Annotated in this window: 19 protein-coding genes; 13 read left to right on the top strand and 6 right to left on the bottom strand. The window is 39.7% G+C overall.

What is annotated here, in order from left to right:
• The first annotated feature begins 92 nt into the window (after positions 1 to 92).
• From RWZ05_RS07420 to RWZ05_RS07395, 6 genes are all read left to right on the top strand, one after another.
• Positions 93 to 437 carry a zinc ribbon domain-containing protein YjdM gene (locus RWZ05_RS07420; protein ID WP_314643324.1) on the top strand — a complete coding sequence of 115 codons (345 nt, stop codon included), beginning with the start codon at positions 93 to 95 and terminating at the stop codon, positions 435 to 437.
• Between the two features lie 98 nt (positions 438 to 535).
• The gene (locus RWZ05_RS07415) at positions 536 to 931 is read left to right on the top strand and encodes a hypothetical protein (protein ID WP_314643322.1); all 396 of its coding nucleotides are present in this window, start codon (positions 536 to 538) and stop codon (positions 929 to 931) included.
• 10 nt (positions 932 to 941) lie between these two features.
• Positions 942 to 1,460 (top strand): phosphatidylglycerophosphatase A, encoded by a 519-nt coding sequence (locus RWZ05_RS07410; RefSeq protein ID WP_314643321.1) that lies wholly within the window; start codon positions 942 to 944, stop codon positions 1,458 to 1,460.
• A 94-nt stretch (positions 1,461 to 1,554) separates the two neighbouring features.
• Positions 1,555 to 2,094: an isochorismatase family cysteine hydrolase gene (locus RWZ05_RS07405; protein ID WP_314643320.1), complete on the top strand. Its 540-nt coding sequence runs from the start codon at positions 1,555 to 1,557 to the stop codon at positions 2,092 to 2,094.
• Between the two features lie 328 nt (positions 2,095 to 2,422).
• Complete coding sequence (locus tag RWZ05_RS07400) at positions 2,423 to 3,052, top strand: superoxide dismutase (protein WP_314643318.1); 630 nt, start codon at positions 2,423 to 2,425, stop codon at positions 3,050 to 3,052.
• A gap of 455 nt (positions 3,053 to 3,507) precedes the next feature.
• Positions 3,508 to 5,064: a DUF438 domain-containing protein gene (locus tag RWZ05_RS07395; protein WP_314643316.1), complete on the top strand. Its 1,557-nt coding sequence runs from the start codon at positions 3,508 to 3,510 to the stop codon at positions 5,062 to 5,064.
• Positions 5,065 to 5,220: 156 nt separating this feature from the next.
• Here RWZ05_RS07395 and RWZ05_RS07390 read toward each other — a convergent pair whose 3' ends face one another.
• A complete protein-coding gene (locus RWZ05_RS07390; protein WP_314643314.1) occupies positions 5,221 to 6,414 on the bottom strand; it encodes an aminotransferase class I/II-fold pyridoxal phosphate-dependent enzyme in 1,194 nt (397 codons plus the stop codon).
• Positions 6,415 to 6,800: 386 nt separating this feature from the next.
• Here RWZ05_RS07390 and RWZ05_RS07385 point away from each other — a divergent pair, with 386 nt between their 5' ends.
• Together RWZ05_RS07385 and RWZ05_RS07380 are read left to right on the top strand one after the other, a co-directional pair.
• Positions 6,801 to 8,153 (top strand): NAD(P)-dependent oxidoreductase, encoded by a 1,353-nt coding sequence (locus tag RWZ05_RS07385; RefSeq protein ID WP_314643312.1) that lies wholly within the window; start codon positions 6,801 to 6,803, stop codon positions 8,151 to 8,153.
• A 489-nt stretch (positions 8,154 to 8,642) separates the two neighbouring features.
• Entirely contained in the window at positions 8,643 to 8,918 is a 276-nt protein-coding gene (locus RWZ05_RS07380) for a helix-turn-helix domain-containing protein (protein WP_314643309.1), read from the top strand.
• On the opposite strand, the gene RWZ05_RS07375 is transcribed toward RWZ05_RS07380, so the two are convergent.
• Positions 8,896 to 9,573 carry a lactate utilization protein gene (locus RWZ05_RS07375; protein ID WP_314643307.1) on the bottom strand — a complete coding sequence of 226 codons (678 nt, stop codon included), beginning with the start codon at positions 9,571 to 9,573 and terminating at the stop codon, positions 8,896 to 8,898. The two genes, RWZ05_RS07380 and RWZ05_RS07375, sit on opposite strands and share 23 nt — an antisense overlap.
• Before the next feature lie 358 nt (positions 9,574 to 9,931).
• Between RWZ05_RS07375 and pta the strand changes: the two genes are divergently transcribed.
• Positions 9,932 to 10,930: a phosphate acetyltransferase gene (gene pta / locus RWZ05_RS07370; protein WP_314643304.1), complete on the top strand. Its 999-nt coding sequence runs from the start codon at positions 9,932 to 9,934 to the stop codon at positions 10,928 to 10,930.
• 309 nt (positions 10,931 to 11,239) lie between these two features.
• Here the strand turns inward: pta and ygiD are convergent, their stop codons facing one another.
• Together ygiD and RWZ05_RS07360 are read right to left on the bottom strand one after the other, a co-directional pair.
• Positions 11,240 to 12,022: a 4,5-DOPA dioxygenase extradiol gene (gene ygiD, locus RWZ05_RS07365; RefSeq protein WP_314643301.1), complete on the bottom strand. Its 783-nt coding sequence runs from the start codon at positions 12,020 to 12,022 to the stop codon at positions 11,240 to 11,242.
• A 17-nt stretch (positions 12,023 to 12,039) separates the two neighbouring features.
• Positions 12,040 to 12,669 carry an NAD(P)H-binding protein gene (locus RWZ05_RS07360; protein ID WP_314643298.1) on the bottom strand — a complete coding sequence of 210 codons (630 nt, stop codon included), beginning with the start codon at positions 12,667 to 12,669 and terminating at the stop codon, positions 12,040 to 12,042.
• Positions 12,670 to 13,057: 388 nt separating this feature from the next.
• Between RWZ05_RS07360 and RWZ05_RS07355 the strand changes: the two genes are divergently transcribed.
• The 4 genes from RWZ05_RS07355 to RWZ05_RS07340 all read left to right on the top strand — a co-directional run bounded on the left by RWZ05_RS07355 (position 13,058) and on the right by RWZ05_RS07340 (position 16,952).
• Complete coding sequence (locus tag RWZ05_RS07355; RefSeq protein ID WP_314643296.1) at positions 13,058 to 13,414, top strand: helix-turn-helix domain-containing protein; 357 nt, start codon at positions 13,058 to 13,060, stop codon at positions 13,412 to 13,414.
• A gap of 186 nt (positions 13,415 to 13,600) precedes the next feature.
• On the top strand, positions 13,601 to 14,302 hold the full coding sequence (locus RWZ05_RS07350) for an MBL fold metallo-hydrolase (RefSeq protein ID WP_314643293.1): 702 nt from the start codon (positions 13,601 to 13,603) through the stop codon (positions 14,300 to 14,302).
• Positions 14,303 to 14,406: 104 nt separating this feature from the next.
• Positions 14,407 to 15,642: a DUF445 family protein gene (locus tag RWZ05_RS07345; protein WP_314643290.1), complete on the top strand. Its 1,236-nt coding sequence runs from the start codon at positions 14,407 to 14,409 to the stop codon at positions 15,640 to 15,642.
• Entirely contained in the window at positions 15,639 to 16,952 is a 1,314-nt protein-coding gene (locus tag RWZ05_RS07340) for a DUF445 domain-containing protein (protein WP_314643289.1), read from the top strand. Before RWZ05_RS07345 ends, RWZ05_RS07340 begins: the two co-directional genes overlap by 4 nt.
• Positions 16,953 to 17,118: 166 nt before the next feature.
• Here the strand turns inward: RWZ05_RS07340 and RWZ05_RS07335 are convergent, their stop codons facing one another.
• On the bottom strand, positions 17,119 to 18,534 hold the full coding sequence (locus RWZ05_RS07335; protein WP_314643287.1) for an ATP-binding protein: 1,416 nt from the start codon (positions 18,532 to 18,534) through the stop codon (positions 17,119 to 17,121).
• Positions 18,512 to 19,186: a response regulator transcription factor gene (locus RWZ05_RS07330; RefSeq protein ID WP_004698139.1), complete on the bottom strand. Its 675-nt coding sequence runs from the start codon at positions 19,184 to 19,186 to the stop codon at positions 18,512 to 18,514. The genes RWZ05_RS07335 and RWZ05_RS07330 overlap by 23 nt, the downstream gene beginning before the upstream one ends.
• Positions 19,187 to 20,099: the final 913 nt, after the last annotated feature.

Here is a 20,099-nt window from a genome sequence, read left to right as displayed (position 1 = left end):
ATATGGATCTAATGGTTATCATATCAATATAGAGCTTGGTTTCTAAGGTGTGGTATAATACTTTCATTATGTAGTGAGAAAAGGAGATTTAAATGGCAAATTTACCTAACTGCCCTAAATGCGGCGACGAGTATACATACGAAGATGGTCATAATTTTGTGTGCCCTATGTGTGGCCATGAATGGACAGAGGCTGACGCACAAGCTGCAGCTGAAGCAGGTATTATCCGCGATGCGAATGGCAACGAACTAGCTGATGGCGATACAGTTGTTGTAGTAAAAGACCTCAAAGTAAAAGGTGCGGGCATCTTGAAACAAGGTACGCGCGTAAAAAATATTCGTCTCATTAGTGATGCTAGTGATGGACACGATATCGATTGTAAAATCGATAGCTTTGGTGCGATGGCATTGAAATCTGAAATGGTTAAGAAAATCTAATCCAAGGAATCCCTACTGGTCAATAACAGTAGGGATTTTTTCGTGGTATAATCAACGTATACTACGTTAGTGTAAGAGTATTTAGGCGAGAGGAAACTATGTTAAAGCGTGTTGTGTTAATAGCCTTATTGGCGTCTGCGATGGGAACTGTTAGCTCTTTAGCGGCTGATTTAAAGCCTACAGATAAGCGTATGTATGAATTACAGCAACAAATCTCTTATAATGTTATCATCCCTAGTGAAGCTTTCAAAACGAGTGCAGACGGCACATTGATTGTGCCAGTGGAGATTAAAACCGACGATAAAGGGAATATTGTGGCTGTTGAAGCAGGGCCAAATAATTGGAAATTAGATCGTGAAGCATATCCAATTTTTGAAGAGGCTGCAAAAGAGGCGGCTTGGAATACAAAGAGTGTTGATACTGATGAAGAACTAGTTGTAACGATTCCCGTTAGTATTGTTATGCTATCTGGTGATAAGTCTAAGAAAAAATAAAGGAGCACTTATGGAATCCACAAAAGATTTAGAGAAATATACGTACGACCTGTTGGCGGAACGTGGCGTGACGCTGGAGGATATTGCGGAGCTCGTATTGTATGTGCAAAAACCATATATTCCAAATCTGAGTATAGAAGAATGCCGTGAGCATGTAGCGTCGGTGCTTTCAAAACGAGAGGTACACAATGCGATTATTACGGGCATCGAGCTCGACAAGTTGACGGAGCAGAATAAACTGTCTCAGCCGTTACAACGCATTGTGGCTAATGATGAAAGCCTCTATGGCATCGATGAAATTTTAGCCTTCTCCATTGTTAACCTGTACGGCTCCATTGGCTTTACGAACTATGGCTATTTAGATAAGGTGAAGCCAGGTATTATTAAGAAGCTAGATAGTAAAGAGGACGGTCACTGTAATACATTCCTCGATGATTTAGTGGGTGCCGTGGCGGCCGCAGCAGCAGGCAAACTAGCTCATAATGAACCAGATCGAGTGCGCCATGCGTTGGCTGAGGGAAAAGAATAAATGACGGCTATTGATGTTATCTAGAATTAAGAGTATAACTAGTAGTGTAGTGCATAATTAATGTATTCTTTGTAGATTATATACAGGAGGAACTATGCAAAAGGTTCTGGTTGTTATCGATATGCAAAATGATTTTGTTGATGGTGCCCTTGGTTCAACCCAAGCGCAGTTGATTGTAGATAATGTGCGCAAGAAAATTGAAAGCTTTGATGGGCCCATTATTTTCACTCGCGACACGCATGGTATAGATTATCTTGAGTGCCAAGAGGGGAAAATGTTACCGGTGCCGCACTGTGTGAAAAACACAGAGGGCTGGCATATTGTGAACGGTTTGATCGAGGCCGCAGAAGGTCGCCCTATTATGAGTCCTGTATCATTTATCGACAAACCTAACTTTGGGTCCTTTGAACTACTATCTCGTTTAGAAGGTATGAACTCGGTAAATCCAATTGAGTCTATTACACTTGTTGGCTTATGTACAGATATTTGCGTTGTTTCTAATGCGATTATATTGAAAGCCGGCTTACCAGAAATTCCTGTTTACATAGATTCCAGCTGCTGTGCAGGCGTTACAGAAGAATCTCATCAAGCGGCGTTAACAACGATGAAAATGTGTCAGTGTATCATTGACTGATCAAGCTTGTTGTAGCTCTATTAGTTTGAAAGACAAGTGTGTATAACGAGCATTTAGTATGGACGCACATTTTGTATGGATGTACATTTGGTATGGATGCATTCAAATTGTATAATGATTAAGGAATTTAAAGGCTATAGGTAATCCTATGGCCTTTTCTGTTGTTCTTTTATATTGACGATTTTCTATATAGAGTGTACAATAAATAAAGAATGATAATTTCTATCAATAAAATATAAATAACGATGCAGGTGCATCGAAACGCTTTCACAAGAACGATACGTACTGATACACATCGTTCCATGCCCTAAATTTAAGGAGGACTATTATGAAACCTTTCGAACTCGCACCATTACCATACGCTTACGATTATCTTGAGCCTGTTATCGACGCAGAAACAATGAAATTGCATCATGACAAGCATCATCAAGCATATGTTAATAATTTAAACGCGGCTATCGCGAAATATCCTGATCTTGCTTATGGTTGTGTAGATTGCATCCTCGGCGATATCGCTAACGTACCAGAGGACATCCGTCAGGCGGTTATCAACAATGGTGGCGGTCACAAGAACCACACTATGTTCTGGGAAATCATGACAAAACCAGATACTTCCAAATTGCAAGGCCCTTTGAAAGAGGCTATCGACGCTGAACTTGGCGGTTATGATGCTTTTGTTGAAAGCTTCTCTGCTGCGGCAGCAACACGCTTTGGCTCTGGTTGGGCTTGGCTTGTAGTAAACCAAGACGGTAATCTTGAAGTCACATCCTCTGCGAACCAAGATAATCCTCTATTAGAAGGTAAAAAAGCAATTCTTTGTTTAGACGTTTGGGAACATGCATATTACTTGCACTACCAAAACCGTCGCCCAGACTATATTAAGGAATTCTTCCGAGTTATTAACTGGGACAAAGTTTCTGAAAACTACGAAAAAGCATTGAAACCCCATCATGATTAAGTGATATACTTGGCAGAAACAGAAACAGAAACAGAGGCAGAAACAGAAACAGAAACAGAAACAGAAAACTGATTTATATATAACGGATAGTTGGTTAATCTCCTCACATTGAGGGGGATGTATCATCTATCCGTTATTTTTATGTCTAGTTACGTAGTTGCTGTATTGAACAAACTCTATTATCTATCTGTTATTTTTATGTTCAGTCACTCAGTCGCTTTATAAAACTAAACAACCTTCATCATCTTGAGATGTCCCTATGTGTTTTATAGAAATTTTAGGAATTACTTTCAAAAGTATAGCCATGGATACAGATTTAATAATCGATATTGTTTATTATAGAGTCATAGGTTATGAATATAGACCTATTAAATGATATTAGAACAGCCTTATATACGCATCGTATAGGCTTATAATTAGTATATGATAGAAATTTTTGACACGAGGGGATCAAAATGGAAAAGAAATTAGATTTGTCCAAATCCGTATATGATTTGGTAACAGAATATCCTGAAGTAACTGAGATTATGAAAAGTTTAGGGTTCAGTGAAATCACTAATAAAGTGATGTTGAATTCTGTTGGTAAAATCATGACTATCCCGAAAGGGGCTAAGATGAAAGGCGTATCTATGATAGATATTGTAGGTGCTTTTATGAAAGCTGGTTTTACCTTGGAAGGTGAAATGCCAAACCTACACGGTGATGAAGCAGCATCTGCTGAGAATACTCCTGTAGAAGCGGCTGCGACTCAAGTAGAGGCATCTAACACTACCGAAAACGCAGAAGCTACCGTAGAGGATACTGTACCAGATAGTGAACGGATAGAGCAATTAAAAGGTTTCTTGAAACGGTTAGGCACAGGTGAAGACCTTGGTGCAGTTCGTGAAGATTTTGCCAGTCAATTCAAACATGTTGAGGCTAGTGAAATCATGAAAGCCGAACAAGGCCTCATGCGCGAAGGCACACCATTAGAAGAGGTACAACAATTATGTGACCTTCACTCTGCATTGTTCCATGGCTCTACCATCCATGAACAGATGGAGGCAGAACATGCTAAGGTTGAGGCTGTATTAGAAGTTCAAGAAAAGAGCAAGAGCGTTGTGACTTTGGTAGAAACGGTAGGTCATCCGTTAAACCAATTAACAGAAGAAAATAAGGCGCTTAATGATCTTATTGAAGAGATTCGCCCTAAGGTAGCAGATAAAACGGCAACTATTGATGATGTAAACCGTGTGCGTCAAGTATCTGTTCACTACGCAAAAAAAGGCGATTTATTATATCCGAAATTAAAGGTAGATTATGCTATCGGTGGTCCATCTATGGTTATGTGGACTGTTGATGGCGATATTCGTGACCAATTAGGAGACTTAGCAAAATCTAGTCAAAGTGTAGATGATTGGTATAGACGTTTTGATGAGCTTCTTACACGTGCTCAAGAAATGATTTATAAAGAACAAAATATTTTGTTCCCAATCTGTGCAGAGAATTTCAGCAAGGAAGATTGGTACCAAATCTACAAAGATACAGCACAATATGAAGAAATCTTTGGTGTTGAACGTATTGCTTGGCCTGAGGCTGATGCGGTATTAGCTACGCAGACTACAAAACCAAGCGGTGATGACAATGCTATCGGTTTAATTGGCGGTACTTTAACTGTGGAACAACTAGATGCTATGCTCAACACAATGCCAATGGAAGTAACCTTCGTTGATCATGAAGATATTAACCGCTATTTCAATGATGGTGAAAAGGTGTTCAAACGCCCTACTACAGCTATCGGCCGCGATGTGTACTCCTGTCATCCACCTAAGGTAGAACCAATTGTGCGCGGTATTATCGATTCCTTCCGAAAAGGCGATCGGGACAATGTGGCTGTATGGCTTGAAAAGCAAGGCCGTCCATTCTATGTAAACTACATGGCAGTTCGTGACCAACATAATAACTATATTGGTACATTAGAACTCGTACAGGATATGCAATTTGCAAAAGATCATTTTGATAGAATTAAATAAGAATCTATAAATGTGATTACCCAAATAGGTAACACAGCTATATATCTAAAAATAGGTAATACGTTTATATATCTAGAAATAGGTAACACGCCTATATAGTTATATGATTCATAAAAAAGAGACTGCTCTAACTCCAAATGCTAGGGCAGTCTATTTTCATGAGCATATATTTTTGATAATTGTATGGGTAGCTATTTTGATATTCTCTAAGCTTGTTGCCAAGTTAAGGCGTACAAAGGTGGCATAGTTTTCGCCTCCAAACCATTCGCCAAAGCTAGGTGCGATGCGGCATTGGTTTTCGAATAGGTCATGCATATCTTCGGCTGTTACATAAGCGCCAAAGTCAATCCATGCTAAATAGGTGCCATCCATAGGGCTGATGCGAATTTGTGGTAATGCCGTACCAAGCTCTCGGCATAGATATTCATAGTTTTCACGAATGACAGCTAGTACATCTGTTAGCCATGTTTCCGCCTTGGGATGAGTATAGGCCGCTGTGATAGCCGTTTCGGCAATAACATCGGAGTCCGTGTGGTACACATGGGCTTTATATGTGTTGAATTGGTTTCGTAGTTTTTCGTTAGGAATGATAATCTCTGCGTGGTGTAAGCTAGCCATATTGAATGACTTGGACAGGGAGGACATAGCAATAATGTTATCCGCATGGTTTCCTTTAGCTACTGTTAGGGCGGATGTAAAGGGTGTTTGCCCTGTAATAAGGTCTTGATGGATTTCGTCACTTATAATAAGCACATCGTGCTGTTTACAAATGCTGAATAATTGGTCCATTTCTGCTTCAGTCCATACGTGGCCTACAGGGTTGTGTGGATTGCAGTGAATGAATAATTTGATATCGTGTTTAATGATAGCCGCTTCAAAGGCCGCGTAATCAACAGCATAGCGGTTATCTTCGGTGCGCTTCATAGGGACTGCAATGATAGAGCGCTTCGCATCGCTGGCACTCGCATCAAAGGCGCCGTATACGGGCGTGAGGACCGCGATGGCATCATTTGTTTTTGTGAAAGCCCCTATGCACCACATAATGCCTGTAATGACATTCGGAGCGCTAGTGAGCCAGTCTTTAGAAAGTATACAGTTATGGCGCCGCTTATACCAATCTATGACTGCTTCAAGATACTTGGGATTTGTCATGGTATATCCTAAAGGGTTAGCTTTCACATAGTTACAAATGGCATCTTGGATGCACTGAGGGGGCATAAAATCCATATCGGCTACCCATAAAGGCAATAAGTCGGTGCGATTAAATTTTAAGTGCTCTCCGTCCCATTTGCGGGAATGGGAACCGCGACGATCGATATAGTATTTTTTTGTAAAGTCTATTGTGTTCATAGTGAACCTCTATAAATGTATATTAATGTGGTGAGAATCAATCACTCTATCTATTATCAGTATACATACTTAGATGTATATGTAAATATACACTTAGAAAATGGTGTTACAGCATCTTTCTTTTCTATGCAATCCTTGCATGAATAGGGGTTATATCCGTATACAAAAGGTGGTATATTTGCTTGACTGTTGGGACTTTCACAATTTAGAATATACTATAGAATAGTGTGTGTCTGACCAGTGACCACACGTCTATCGAATGGTTACAAAAGATAAATCTTAGCAGCATGTGGCGGCATCCTTATGTGAGAGGGTTCATCGGAATGCTTAGGTGCATGCAACGCTGTATAAGTATAGTACTGGATCCTTGTTAGGAGGCATGTGCCATGAGTAACGAATTAAAACCACTACATTTTGATGCGGATTATACGATGGAGGAAGCGCTCGCCGAGGCGAAACGTTGTCTCAACTGTCCGAAACCATTGTGCCGTATGGGTTGCCCTATTGAAAACGAAATTCCTCGTTTCATCCAAGCCATCGCACACGGTAACTTTGGTTTAGCCAACGATATTTTGGCGGAACGCACAAATTTACCATCCATCTGTGGTCGCGTTTGCCCACGTGAAAATCAATGTGAAGGCAACTGTATTATGAATAAGGCGAAAAAACCGCCTATTAACATCGGTAAATTGGAACGCTTTGCTGCTGATTTTGAAAGCATCAATGAACTTCGTAAACCTAAGAAGATTAAACAAGATCTTGGTAAGGTTGCCGTTGTAGGTTCTGGTCCTGCAGGCTTGTCCGTAGCCGGTGATATCGCTAAACTTGGTTACGATGTAACTGTATTTGAAGGTCAATCTGAACCAGGTGGCGTACTATTATTCGGTATTCCTGAATTCCGTTTGTCTAAATCTGTTGTACGTCGTGAAATCGCTCGTCTTGAAGGTTTAGGCGTTAAATTCGTATGTAATACATTTATCGGTCAAGATAAAACATTGGACGAACTCTTCGCAGAAGGGTTTGATTCTATCTTTATTGGTACTGGTACACATATTCCTCAAGAAGTGCGCATGGAAAATGATGAAGTGCCTGGTGTATTCCAAGCAATGTACTTGTTAACAAATGTACAATTGGTAGAAAATGGCGAGCTTGATGAAGCTCAAATCCCTGTTAAAAAAGGAGATCGCGTAATTATCATTGGCGGTGGTAACGTAGCGATGGATGCGGCTCGTACATGTGTGCGTTTAGGCTGTGAATCTGTTACTGTAGCATATCGTCGTAGCCAAGAACAAATGCCAGCATTATTGTCTGAATATGAAGAAGCTCGCGCTGAAGGCGTTCAATTCCAATGGTTCGCTTCTCCTGTAGGTGTAGAAGGTAAAGATAAAGTAGAGGGCTTCAAATATGAAGTAATGGCTCTTAACGAAGATGGCGCAGGCATCCACGGTACTGGTAAATTCCAAGTTATGCCTGTAGACAAGATCATCATCGCTGCTGGGCACAAACCAAATGCTCGTCTCATCGGTGAAGGTAATAACCTAAAAGTAGATGAAAAAGGCTACATCATTACATCTGAAGATCCATATGGCATGACTAACCGTAAAGGCGTATTTGCAGGTGGTGACGTAGTGCATAAACCAGCGACTGTAGTACTCGCTATGCGAGAAGCTAAGAAAGCTGTTGATGGCATGGTTAAGTACATGGAAATCAAAAAAGCACAAGAAAGCATTAATCAATAATCTTATAGAGATAATTAAGGGGACTATACCTGGTATAGCCCTCTTTTTACTATAAGGATTAGATTGTTATATTATTTTAGTAGTGTTTTATTATTGTTTTCCATTTAAGGTCGAAGTGGATGAGAAATTTATATATACCCATTACGATATAGGCTAATACAGGATGATATTAGAATTCAAATTTGTGTTTCCTGTATGGATAATGTATAGAAATCACAATAAATCCTTATAAGACCTGAGTTTATTGAGTACGAGACCTGTATTTTTAGCCTTTATTCTTACTATATATGCTAATATTCCACGAATTGATGAAATCGGACATAATTTAATAAACATAGAAAAAAAGCCTTAACAGAACTAATAAGAGCATTGGTTTCTGTTAAGGCTTTTGTGTTATTGCTTTTCAACTGCTACTAGTCAGGGCCCGCAGTTAATCGTTATAGTTAGGTCATAAGTATGTGTTGAGTGTGAAAGTAGATAGAGGTTGCTATGAATCCTATCGTTTGCTGTCGAGATTTACAAGTTCGACAAGAAGTTCACAAACTCGGTGTGTTGATTTTGCTTTGGCGTAGACAATTGGGCATGACACAGTATCAATTAGCAGATAAATCAGGGCTAGCTCAATCTTATATAAGTGATCTTGAAAGTGGTGCTATAGACCCTAGATGGTCTACGATTTATAGAGTCGTCAATGGCCTAGGGCAGTTAAGTGTGCAAGACTTTCTCAATGGCCCACAAGCTATTAGAAGCCTAAAGCTTCATTGATAATGATGACCTCCATAGTTTGCATGTTGCGCATCTTTTTATAGTAAATCGTTAAGGCATTACAGATGCGGTCTGAAGAACCACAATCATAACATTGTTGCTCTAATGTAGCGCAAGGGTTGAGCGTGCTCTTCTTGTTGAGTTTGCTATTGAGCGGCGCCGCTACGTTTCGGGCACGATAAATAGCGGAAGCTAAATCTGGGGTAATCTTGTTAATACCCAATACAAAGAATACCTCTTGGGAGCCAAATAAGGAGGCTGCTACACGATTGCCTGTGCCGTCGATATTCACCATCTCTCCCGTTTGTGAAAGGGCGTTTACAGAGGTGAGAAATACATCGCGTCCCATGGTGCGTAATGCCGTATCGCGGAAGCTTTCACCGGGAAGGGGGCGCTGAATATCTGTTATGTACTCGTTGACCTCAGATAAAGCATCGTGAACGTTGAGTTCCGATAAGGTGTGGGAATCACCAATGGCGACAGATTTGTTTTGGATGCGATTTTTTAGATACGTAACGGCTTCGGTACCTGTTTCAAAATAATGAACTACAAATTTATTTCGCTCTAAGGCTTTAATTGTTTTCTCTATGTCTATAGGCGTTACGTTATTTTCTGGATGTATAACGGCGTTGATCGTTGTTTCTGTATTCGCCATGATTCCTCCTAAATGGGGATGAAAGTAGTATCCTCTTGATAATTAGTGTAGCAATGTCTTGGTATTATTGTAGCCTTTTAATATAGCTAAGCCAATACTTTATCATAGTATCATTCACATGATGCTCTTTTAAAAGTTGGAATAGAATCCAAATTAGTCATAAAAAAGTGTCAAAGTTGGAATAGCTTCCAAGTTGATAGGTAAAAATTGGAGAAGTGGGAATGAATTCCAACTTTCACTAAAAGGAGTAAACTTGGAATGATAGGCTAAGAAATAAATTTTACTTTAACCAATAGGTTGAATTTGCTATAATAATAGTATTGATATGGCATAAGCCAATGTTAAGGAGGCAAAAATCGTGGATTTAATTCAAAAATTAAAAGATCAAGTAAAACCATTAGGTAAAAAAATCGTGTTGCCAGAATACAAAGATGAACGTGTATTGATAGCAACTGAAATCATTTTGAAAGAAGGTTTCGTAACACCTGTTCTTGTTGGTAACCCTACTGAAATCGCTGCGGCTGCTAAAGCTGCTGGTGTATCTGTAGAAGGTGCTGAAATCATCAATCCAGCTAACTACGATCGTTACCAAGAAATGGTTGATACATTCGTAGAATTGCGCGCTAAAAAAGGTATGACTCCTGAAAAAGCTGACGCAACTTTGAAAGGTGACTGCTTATTCTTCGGCGCTATGCTTGTTCGTCTTGGCATAGTAGACGGCATGGTTGCTGGTTCTGCAACCCCAACTGCATCTGTATTACGCGCTGCATTACAAGTTGTAGGTACTAAACCAGGCCTTAAAACTGTATCTTCTACTATGGTTATGTTCACTAATAAAAAAGAATATGGTGATGATGGCATGCTTATCTTCTCCGACTGCGGCGTATTACCTAACCCAACTAGTGAACAATTGGCTGATATCGCAGAATCCACTGTAGAAAAAGCTCGTAAAGTTATTGGCATGGCTGACCCTCGCGTAGCTATGTTGTCCTTCTCCACTAAAGGTTCCGCTTCCACTCCAGAAGTAGACAAAGTAGTAGAAGCAGTTAACATTTTGAAAGAACGCAATGTAGACTTCAAATTCGACGGCGAATTACAATTGGACGCTTCCCTCGTTCCTTCCGTAGCAGAAAAGAAAGCTCCTGGCTCTCCTGTAGCCGGTAAAGCTAATATCTTGATTTTCCCTGATCTTCAATCTGCTAACATTGGTTACAAATTGGTTCAACGCTTCACTGGCGCTGACGCTATTGGTCCATTGATTCAAGGTTTGGCTAAACCAGTTCATGACCTTTCTCGTGGTTGCTCCGCTCAAGACGTTGTAGACGTTGCGGCTATTGCTGCTGTTGAAAGCATCTAATTTCAACAATAATTTCATTTGAACGATTCAATGAAATATAAAAAGCTGATTCTTCGGAATCAGCTTTTTTGTTTTATACAAATATTGTTTGGAGTGATTTGCATAATTATGATCGTCTATTTACTAATCTTTGGGACTGAAATAGCAACACTTTCTGTCCTATAACCCTTTAATTATGAGTTAAAACAACTTGTTGAAGTATAAACTGAATATATCAACAAAGAGCCTCTAAGGATACCTTTTTATTCAAAAGGTATCTTATAGAGGCTCTTTTATGGTTGTTTTAGTCTATACTCTTTTTTTCTTGTGTTAGTTATTGTCCTCAAAGATAAAGCCCGTCATAGATAGGGATCCAGTATTATAGCTTTGGTTAAATACTGTTGGTTGTAAGCCTTCGCTAGCCCCCATAATATAAATCAATGGTAGGTAGTGATCTGGTGTAGGTACCGCATAGTTTGCTTGAGGATGATGGGCGTAATTAATGACCGTATTTACATCGTTTTCTAATACAGCATTGGTAATATATTGGTCAAACTCAATTGTAGCAGGGGAGCCAGATGGATTTTCCCATTCCAAGCGTCTTAAATTGTGAACGATATTACCACTGCCCATGATGAGATAACCTTCATCCCGCAATGATTGAAGTTTTGTGCCTAGTTCATATATTTCTTTAGGGCTTAAGTATTTATTGATCGATAGTTGGACAACTGGAATCGATGCGTCAGGGAACATGTGAACTAATACGGTCCACATGCCGTGATCGATGCCCCATGTATCGTTGATAGAAACGGCATCGCCCAGTAATTGTTGTACTTCATTCGTTAACACTTGGTCGCCTTTGGCAGGATATATCACCTCGTAAAGCTCTTGAGGGAATCCATACATATCGTAAATTTGTTTTGGGTTCTCTGCGCTTTGAATATAGGTACCATCTGCATACCAGTGAGCAGAAATCGCTAGGATAGCTTTTGGTTTACCGTAATTATTGATTATGTTTTTGCCTATAGCTTGGAATGTGCTAGTTGTTTCTGTATGTTCTAAGGCCATCATAGGGCTACCATGTCCTACAAATAATGTTGGCATGCGTTTCATAGTATTACCTCGTTAGACTAGTTTTGTACTGCTGTAAAGCGTTGGCGGCCAAATTTGTGGTTGTTAATTTCATCAACCAAGATTTGTGCGTATGTTTCGTAGGATATGTATGAGTTGCCATCCTTATTGAGGATAAAGTTTTCATTACCTAATACATAGTCTTTAGATTCTACACCGTTTTCATCAAAATCAGCAGCAGGGCTAAAGAATGTCCAGTCTACATTGCTGAATTTGCGCAAGATATCGATAGCTTTACCTTGCGCTTTTGCAAGACCTAAATATTCTTCAGGGAAGTCTGGAGTATCGTATAGTTGCACTGTGTGATCTTCGTCTACATAGAGGCTACCTGCACCACCGACAACGATAAGGCGCGTATTTGTGTTAGCCAATGCTTTTACCAATAACAATGTTAAATCTGTTTGCAAATGATATGTATCTGGTGTGAAAGCGCTTGTAGCATTGATTACTACATCAAATTGAGTTAGTTCTTGTTTTGTTAATTGTAACGCGTCTTTTACGATGGTTGGGATACCTTCAATAGCACCTTCGCGGCGAACAACGCCTGTTACTTGATGACCTGCTTTGATGGCTTTTTCTACAATACGACGACCTGCGTTACCATTTGCACCGATTACTAAAATATTCATGATAATTCTCCTTTTTGTGAAAGTCTCTTTTGTGAGATATAAGATATAACTAATATGATTAGCTTTTATTTAGTTCTGTGAATCATAGCACTTTACTCTGTGTTGCTAGTGTTGTTCACCTGATGACCTCATTATATAGTAGTGCAAACATTTTGAATAGTAGAATTATTTTGGATAGGTACTATCAAAAGTGATAGAATTGTGATGATTACTGATTAAAATTTTTTCAAAAAGTTTTGTACCATAAAAAAAGATACTATAAAATGCTTGCAATACTAAAATTTTGTGATATGATTTGAACTACATTAGGAAGAAATATTTCTAATGTTAATTTCGCTTTAATAATCTACTTAAGATAGATATACATACATATAAAAGGAGAATTACCATGGCAGAGCAACTCGTAAATGTTCATGACTTAGTGGGCAGATGTCCCTTTGCAACGAGTCAAAAGTTATTAGCTGGCAAATGGTCTTTATTGATCATGCACGAATTAACCGAAGGTCCTGTACGTTTCCGTGAATTAGAACGACGCTTGCATCCTATTACTCAAGCTACACTAACAAGAGCATTGCGCCAGATGGAGGATGATGGTCTAGTACATCGTGAAGTATATGGCACAATTCCACCAAAGGTTGAGTACAGCCTTACCGAAGTGGGGGCAGGTTTTAAAACAGTTCTAGCGTCCCTTGAAACTTGGGGTAACCAATATATTGACTATATGAAAGCCGCTGGTCGCATTTAAGAAATGCCAGCGGCATTTCTGCCCTTATTATGAGTATACATGTGGGGCACTATATATTTGATAAGGTTAAAAAACCAATATATATGTTAGGAATAGCCATTTGTTCATGCCCTGTCTTTATAAAATATGGTATAATAAACAATACGAATGATATAAATTCTCAATAAAATAGAGGTATTGATAATAATGTTAAATGTTACTTTTTTAGCTCATAGTGGCTTCCTCGTAGATGATGGTAAGCGTTGCTATGTGTTTGATTATTATAAAGATCCGAATAATATAGTTTGGCAATTAGCAAAACGAGGTCGTGAGCTTTGGTTCTTTGTGAGCCATGTTCATGCTGATCACTTTAATCCGTCTATTACGGAGTTTGATGGTCCTCAAACTCGTTATATTTGCCATCAAGATGTACCGTTAGAGGGCAAGGTGAAGAAATATATTACCATGCGCCCTGGCCAAGATGCTACACTTGATGATGTAGGCATCCATATGTATGGTAGCACCGATGAAGGTGGTTCTTTCTACGTAAAGACAAATACGGCTAACAGCGATTCTGATTCTATCTTCCATGCAGGCGACCTCAACTGGTGGCATTGGCTTGGTGATACACCAGAAAATAATGCAGACGCGAAGCGTATGGCTTGGCGTGAGTTTAAGGAGCTAGAAGGCTTATCTGTAGATGTGGCGATGTTCCCTGTCGATAATCGCCTCGAAGACGCTATGGAGTGGGGCAGTATTGAATTCTTACGCCGCGTACAAGTGAATAAGGCCTTTATTCCCATGCATCTAAATGGTCCATTATGGACTCCATCCGTGTATTTTGAAGCCCTCTTTGGAGATGTGCCGATTTGGGCCCCTCAAAAAGAAGGCGATGAATGCACATTCTAAATCTACTTTCACAGTTTGTAGTTTGTGAAAGTCCGTGACTCTAAAGGTCACTACGTTATATGGGGAGAGTCTATATACGTAATTCAGTAAGTTAGGATCAAGTGATGATGAAAACTAAACCAGTGGCAACCACCCTATTGGTTGTCATGGCTATTATATTTTTAATTGCATATCCACAAAAACAGGATACGTTCTGGGCGTTTATCATGCACGTATCTGGAGCGGCCATGATTGGTGGCTTAGCAGACTGGTATGCGGTAACGGCGCTCTTTACGAAGCCTTTGGGTATTCCTTTTAAGACAGCTATCTTGCCGCGCAGCAAGGAGCGTCTCATTCAAATAGGGCGTACCATGCTCAGTGAAGAGTTGTTACGCGTGCCGCAGATGTATTATGCTATCAAAAAAGAACGCGTTATGGTCCGTATTATTGAATACGGCATGAGTGATGTAGGACAAGGTCAGATTAAAGAAATCTTGTACGGTGTAGGTAATCAAGTGTTATCCCATATGGATATTGAGCCTATGCGTCAAGAAATCAACAAGGCAGTTTATAAAGGTGTTACGAACTGGAAGGCGACGCCTCTCGTTATCTTGTTTGGCCGCTGCATGTTAGAGCGCCAAACAGCAAGCGTTTTCTGGCTCTACTTTAACCGTACCTGCCAGCGCGTCATTGCATCGAATCAGGTATATCCGTACTTATACCGCGTTATGCTGGACATTATGAAAACCTATACGAAGGACTCCTTCTTCCGTGAATTGGCCATCGCCTTTGGTGGTGATGGGCTTTCACCAGAACGATTGGTGGAAACGGTGCAGAAAAAGGCCGTTCAATTCCTCAAGGATAATGAGTCTATCGATTCTGCGCTAGGTCGTTATGTATGGGGCCAAGCGATTCGATTCTTCAATAATTTAGAAACCAATAAAGAGTGGCAAGCTTTCATCGAGGAACATAAAGACCAATGGATTCGTATGGTTCTCGAAGAATGGGAAGGAAAACTCATCGACGGTGATACAGTAGATTGGAATCGTCTCATGGACATTGTTATGGACCGTTTTAATGTACTCGGTACAGAGATTTTGCTGAACCCAGACAAGCAAGCGCCATTTGAACGGTTCTTCTTGCTTCGCAGTATTCCGTGGTTACAAAAATTGAACCCTCTCATCGACAAGGTGGTAGGACAGGAATTGTCACGGTATTCACCAGCTGAAATCACCCAAATCGTGCGGGGGAAAATGTATTACGACCTCCAAATGGTTCGTATTAATGGTTCCCTTGTAGGGGCTGTCCTAGGCGGTATCTTCTACGGCTTGACCATTTTGGTAGAGGGGGTGCTCAAATGATTAGATATTTGAAATCCCTCACCTTGCGGCAGCGCGCAAACGGTATTCTTGGTTTGACCGCTGTATTGTACTGTTTTGTTTTCATAGGCCAATTTTTCTATGGCCGTGAAAGCTGGTATCAGCCTCTTTATTGGGCCGTGCAGTCCGCACTTATCGGTAGTGTGGCAGACTGGTTTGCCGTAACAGCTTTATTCCGTAAGCCCCTAGGATTCCCGTATCATACAGCGTTAATACCTCGTAATAAGGAGCGTCTCATCAACGGTGTTATCAAGCTTGTTGAGACAAAGATGCTCACGAAGGAACGTTGCAAGGTATTGTTGAGTAATGTGCAATTTGTTCCATTATTTGAAAAATTCTTGCTATCACCTGAAGGGCAACGGGCAGCGCGTCTCGTTATCCATCAAGGGTTGCATTTATTATGGAAATCTCAAACGAGCGAGGAATGGGCACAGTGGGGGGCAAAACGCATTCGTGGATTACTCCAAAAACATTCCCTCGTACCTGTATTAAAGCACGTTTTGCTCGACTTATGTGAACATAATCGCTACGAAGGTATGGTTGTACAGGTGCTAAATGTAGTGCAAGAACGTATCAACCATCCGGCTATGGTGACATGGCTTACAGCGGTTGTAGCAGAAGAGGCTCATAAGAAAAAGAGAAAAGGCTTCTGGTCTGATTTTCTTATTTCTATGTCTGAAGCGACCGATGTGGTGAACTATCAGGAGTTGGCACAGGCTATCGTTCAAGAGGCCTATGCTATGCTTGAGAACTGGAAGCGACCAAATAGTCCTGAACGGACTGCATGGCTTCGTCAATGGGTAGATCCGATTCGCAATATTGAAGATAATCGCGAAGTTTGTAATGCCCTCGATGAAGCGTGGGAACGTTGGATTCGCGAACAGGACTGGGAATCTGTTATTGAAAATCATTTATGCCCCTATGTAGAAGAACTATTACTCGTAGGGGATGAAAATGGGGAGACACCAGCTCAAGTATTAGTCAATATTGCCCTTGAATTGTGGACCGTATACGGTCAATCTGAAGACCTTAGAAACCGTATTGAAGTTACATTACACAATATAGGCATCTATGTCCTTGAACAAGGCTACGACCTCATTGAAACGATTATCCGCCAAGTGCTCGGCGGCCTTAGCACAGAGAAGTTTATTTACTTCATCGAATCTAAGGTAGAGGATGACCTCAGCTGGATTCGTATCAACGGCGCCATCGTTGGTGCTGTTGCAGGGCTGCTCGTGTGGACATTCCTAGAATACGTATATATGCCATTGTGGCAACAATTTATAGGATAGATAAATAAAATAAAACGCTAGCAAGGAGAACATATTCTCTGTGCTAGCGTTTTTGTTATATTTGATTAATTTGTACAATAATTTATACTGTAGTATGATCATATTAATTTATAGTGCATAGTGCATATATATAAAAAAGGGACTGACTTTTGTCAGTCCCTTTAGTTTATTCTTCGGTTTTGTTGTATGGTAATCGTACTGTAAATGTAGTTTTAACTTGTGGTTCACTGGTGGCAGTAACTGTGCCGTGGTGCAAGTTAATAACTTTGTTTACAAAGTACAGGCCAAGGCCAATACCATGGTTTGATTTTTTGTTTCGAGATTGTTCCGTTTGATACATACGATCCCAAATGTGCTCGAGATTTTCTGGCTCGATACCGATACCGTTATCTGTTACCGTAATAACAAGTTCGCCACCTATGATTTTAGCTGAAATATCAATGGTGGAGTTTGTGAACTTGATAGCATTATCTACCAAGTTTGTAATGGCACGACGTAAGGATACTTCGTGAGCCGTCATGCGTAGATTTGGCTCAATTTGAGATGTTATGGTGATTTGCTTTTCTGTGTTTTCTGCACAAAGTCGAGTATAGTCATGAACCATATTCGTAAGCATCCCCGATACATCTACAGGGGCTAAGGTAAGATCTTGGGCATTCTCCAGGCGAGCCACATCAAGTAATTGGCTTACGAGATTTGTCATAAACTTAGCTTGTTCTAAGATATGTGTCAAACCTTCCCGCAAATCGGCCTCGGTGCGCCCGTATTTTAAAGCAAATTCACTTTCTGCTTTAATAACCGCAATAGGTGTCCGCAACTCGTGAGAAACGTCAGAACTAAACTGTCTTTCACGGTTCGAAGAATCTTCAAGTCCTGAAATCATGCGATTAAATGTGGTCGTTAGTTCATAGATTTCATCCTTCGCAGTGCGCGGTGGAATGTCGATACGGCGACTCAAGTCGTTGTTCTTACCGATAACTTTAGCTGTTTTTGTCAAGGTTCGGACTGGTTTAAGGCCTTTCTTGATAAATAGATAACCACCTAGTGAGGAAATCAGCAAGAATATGATATTTCCTAATAGTAAGCTGTATAAAAGGTTTTCAGTCTTTTTGGAAGCTGTTTTTACCTTTGTAACGGCACGCAAAATACCACGATAATTCGGTTCGTTAACCGGTGTATCGTAGTAGTAGAAGGTGTCATCACCAACAGCAACTTCTCCTACTTGTCCCAAGGAAAGGACTGTTTGATTAGGGAAACCATCTGGTAAGGCGCCTTTAATAATATAGCCGTCTTGGGTGGAGACGAAGAAGAATGTATTATCTTGATACGGTTTAAACTTGCGAATATCCGTCGCCATAATCATCGCTTGCTGTTGCAAACGTTCTCGTACTTCCTTGTTATCGGAATCATGTGTATATGCATAAATCCATGCGGAAGCAACCATCAAAATGATAAGCAAAAAGATGGTGTACCAAGACATGATTTTAAAAGTTAGGGGCAGCCGATTGAATAAATCGGTAGCTGCCCCAGACATGGTGTCTAGATCCCGGTGAGGATCATTAGTTTTCTGTTTTGAGGACATACCCTACTCCACGAACCGTTTGAATGAGTTTAACATTCTCATCGGTATCGATTTTTTTGCGCAAATCTTTAATGTATACGTCGATGAGGTTAGAGTAGCTTTCATAATCGTATTCCCAAACGTGGTCAAGGATTTGTTGACGAGACAATACGATATTTTCGTTACTTGCTAAATAGAATAAGAGGTCGAATTCTTTGGCTGTCAATGTAATTGTTTCACCGTCACGTTTAACTGTACGTTGAGGCACATTGATAGTAAGAGGACCAACATGAATATCGTTCTGTGCATGACGTGCGTTACGGCGCGCCAATGCATAAATACGAGCTGTCAATTCTTCAAGATCGAACGGTTTTACCAGATAGTCGTCAGCGCCAGTATTAAGGCCTGTTACTTTATCTTGTAAGGAATCTTTTGCTGTTAAAAGCAATACAGGTGTTGTATTGCCATCGTTGCGCATTTGTGCAAGAGCACTAATACCGTCAAGGATTGGCATCATGATGTCCATTACGATAACGTCATAGCTAGATGTGTTAACATAATCAATCGCTTGTTGACCGTTGAAGCATGTATCAACAGTCATATTCTCTGCACGCAAATATTTGGCCGTAATGCCATTCAGCATTTCTTCGTCTTCTACAAGTAAAATTTTCATTCTCTGTTCTCCTTATGTATGAGTTAAATATATAGCTCTCCAACTACTATAATATAGTCATTATATATATAAGCTTTCTTTTGTTGTGAAAGCTACAACACCATAGAAGGTGACCATATATATAATATTATATAACTTATTTATCTATTATCATACCTTATACAATAGGAATGAGCAAAAGATGAATGTCTATGCGAGTTTATAAGCCTTTTCTTCATGTTTAAAAGGTCTAAAAATAGTAAAATGCTGAAATTTAATGAATTCTGCTAATGAATGAAGATGAACTATATCGAAGATTGCCGTATGCGCATAGCTAACCATGATTTTATCGATTTTGGGTGATGTGAAAGAAATCACTAAAAAAAGTTATGATAATAATTATCACAGAAATAATTGCCTATTATGCCTAGAGAAAAACGATGACTTTCGTTGGTTAAAATCGAGGTGAATTTAGTAGGAATTTAACAGATATTAATTATTATGAACAGTTGAAAGAGAATAGAAAGCTAGTATTTAAGGGGATCGTGTTGCTCTTAAGAGAAATAAAAATATACAAAAATTTCGGAACCGAACTACTTTCGTAATATCCTTAACTTATTGTAAAAATTATTCATATAGGTATTTTAATTGCTCATAATTTTACGCTAAAAATATTAACTGAAATAAATTATCAATTAGATTAATCAAAATTAATTATGCATAATAGGGTTTAGACATGACCTGAAATGCTCTCTATAATTATATGTAAAGCTATAAGAAAAATCGCATAAGTATGGGGTTTTTCTTGAAAGAAAAATGATTAGGTTATCAAAAATTTTTATAAGTTTTTGAAATGAGATAGTCTAACAAATTTTCTTATTATAGGTAGTTATGAGGAGGTCATTATGGAACAGTTTGATGTTCTAGTAGTAGG

Origin of the sequence: uncultured Veillonella sp. (assembly GCF_963543145.1) — a bacterium.
Lineage (GTDB): Bacteria > Bacillota > Negativicutes > Veillonellales > Veillonellaceae > Veillonella.
The sequence above is the reverse complement of the archived record's forward strand: the minus strand, read 5'-3'. Positions and strand labels throughout refer to the sequence as shown.

Bases quoted from the DNA above. Each gene is read 5' to 3' on its own strand.
- RWZ05_RS07420 (WP_314643324.1), top strand. From the start codon at position 93: ATGGCAAATTTACCTAACTGCCCTAAATGCGGCGACGAGTATACATAC.
- RWZ05_RS07415 (WP_314643322.1), top strand. From the start codon at position 536: ATGTTAAAGCGTGTTGTGTTAATAGCCTTATTGGCGTCTGCGATGGGA.
- RWZ05_RS07410 (WP_314643321.1), top strand. From the start codon at position 942: ATGGAATCCACAAAAGATTTAGAGAAATATACGTACGACCTGTTGGCG.
- RWZ05_RS07405 (WP_314643320.1), top strand. From the start codon at position 1,555: ATGCAAAAGGTTCTGGTTGTTATCGATATGCAAAATGATTTTGTTGAT.
- RWZ05_RS07400 (WP_314643318.1), top strand. From the start codon at position 2,423: ATGAAACCTTTCGAACTCGCACCATTACCATACGCTTACGATTATCTT.
- RWZ05_RS07395 (WP_314643316.1), top strand. From the start codon at position 3,508: ATGGAAAAGAAATTAGATTTGTCCAAATCCGTATATGATTTGGTAACA.
- RWZ05_RS07390 (WP_314643314.1), bottom strand. From the start codon at position 6,414: ATGAACACAATAGACTTTACAAAAAAATACTATATCGATCGTCGCGGT.
- RWZ05_RS07385 (WP_314643312.1), top strand. From the start codon at position 6,801: ATGAGTAACGAATTAAAACCACTACATTTTGATGCGGATTATACGATG.
- RWZ05_RS07380 (WP_314643309.1), top strand. From the start codon at position 8,643: ATGAATCCTATCGTTTGCTGTCGAGATTTACAAGTTCGACAAGAAGTT.
- RWZ05_RS07375 (WP_314643307.1), bottom strand. From the start codon at position 9,573: ATGGCGAATACAGAAACAACGATCAACGCCGTTATACATCCAGAAAAT.
- ygiD (WP_314643301.1), bottom strand. From the start codon at position 12,022: ATGAAACGCATGCCAACATTATTTGTAGGACATGGTAGCCCTATGATG.
- RWZ05_RS07360 (WP_314643298.1), bottom strand. From the start codon at position 12,669: ATGAATATTTTAGTAATCGGTGCAAATGGTAACGCAGGTCGTCGTATT.
- RWZ05_RS07355 (WP_314643296.1), top strand. From the start codon at position 13,058: ATGGCAGAGCAACTCGTAAATGTTCATGACTTAGTGGGCAGATGTCCC.
- RWZ05_RS07350 (WP_314643293.1), top strand. From the start codon at position 13,601: ATGTTAAATGTTACTTTTTTAGCTCATAGTGGCTTCCTCGTAGATGAT.
- RWZ05_RS07345 (WP_314643290.1), top strand. From the start codon at position 14,407: ATGATGAAAACTAAACCAGTGGCAACCACCCTATTGGTTGTCATGGCT.
- RWZ05_RS07340 (WP_314643289.1), top strand. From the start codon at position 15,639: ATGATTAGATATTTGAAATCCCTCACCTTGCGGCAGCGCGCAAACGGT.
- RWZ05_RS07335 (WP_314643287.1), bottom strand. From the start codon at position 18,534: ATGTCCTCAAAACAGAAAACTAATGATCCTCACCGGGATCTAGACACC.
- RWZ05_RS07330 (WP_004698139.1), bottom strand. From the start codon at position 19,186: ATGAAAATTTTACTTGTAGAAGACGAAGAAATGCTGAATGGCATTACG.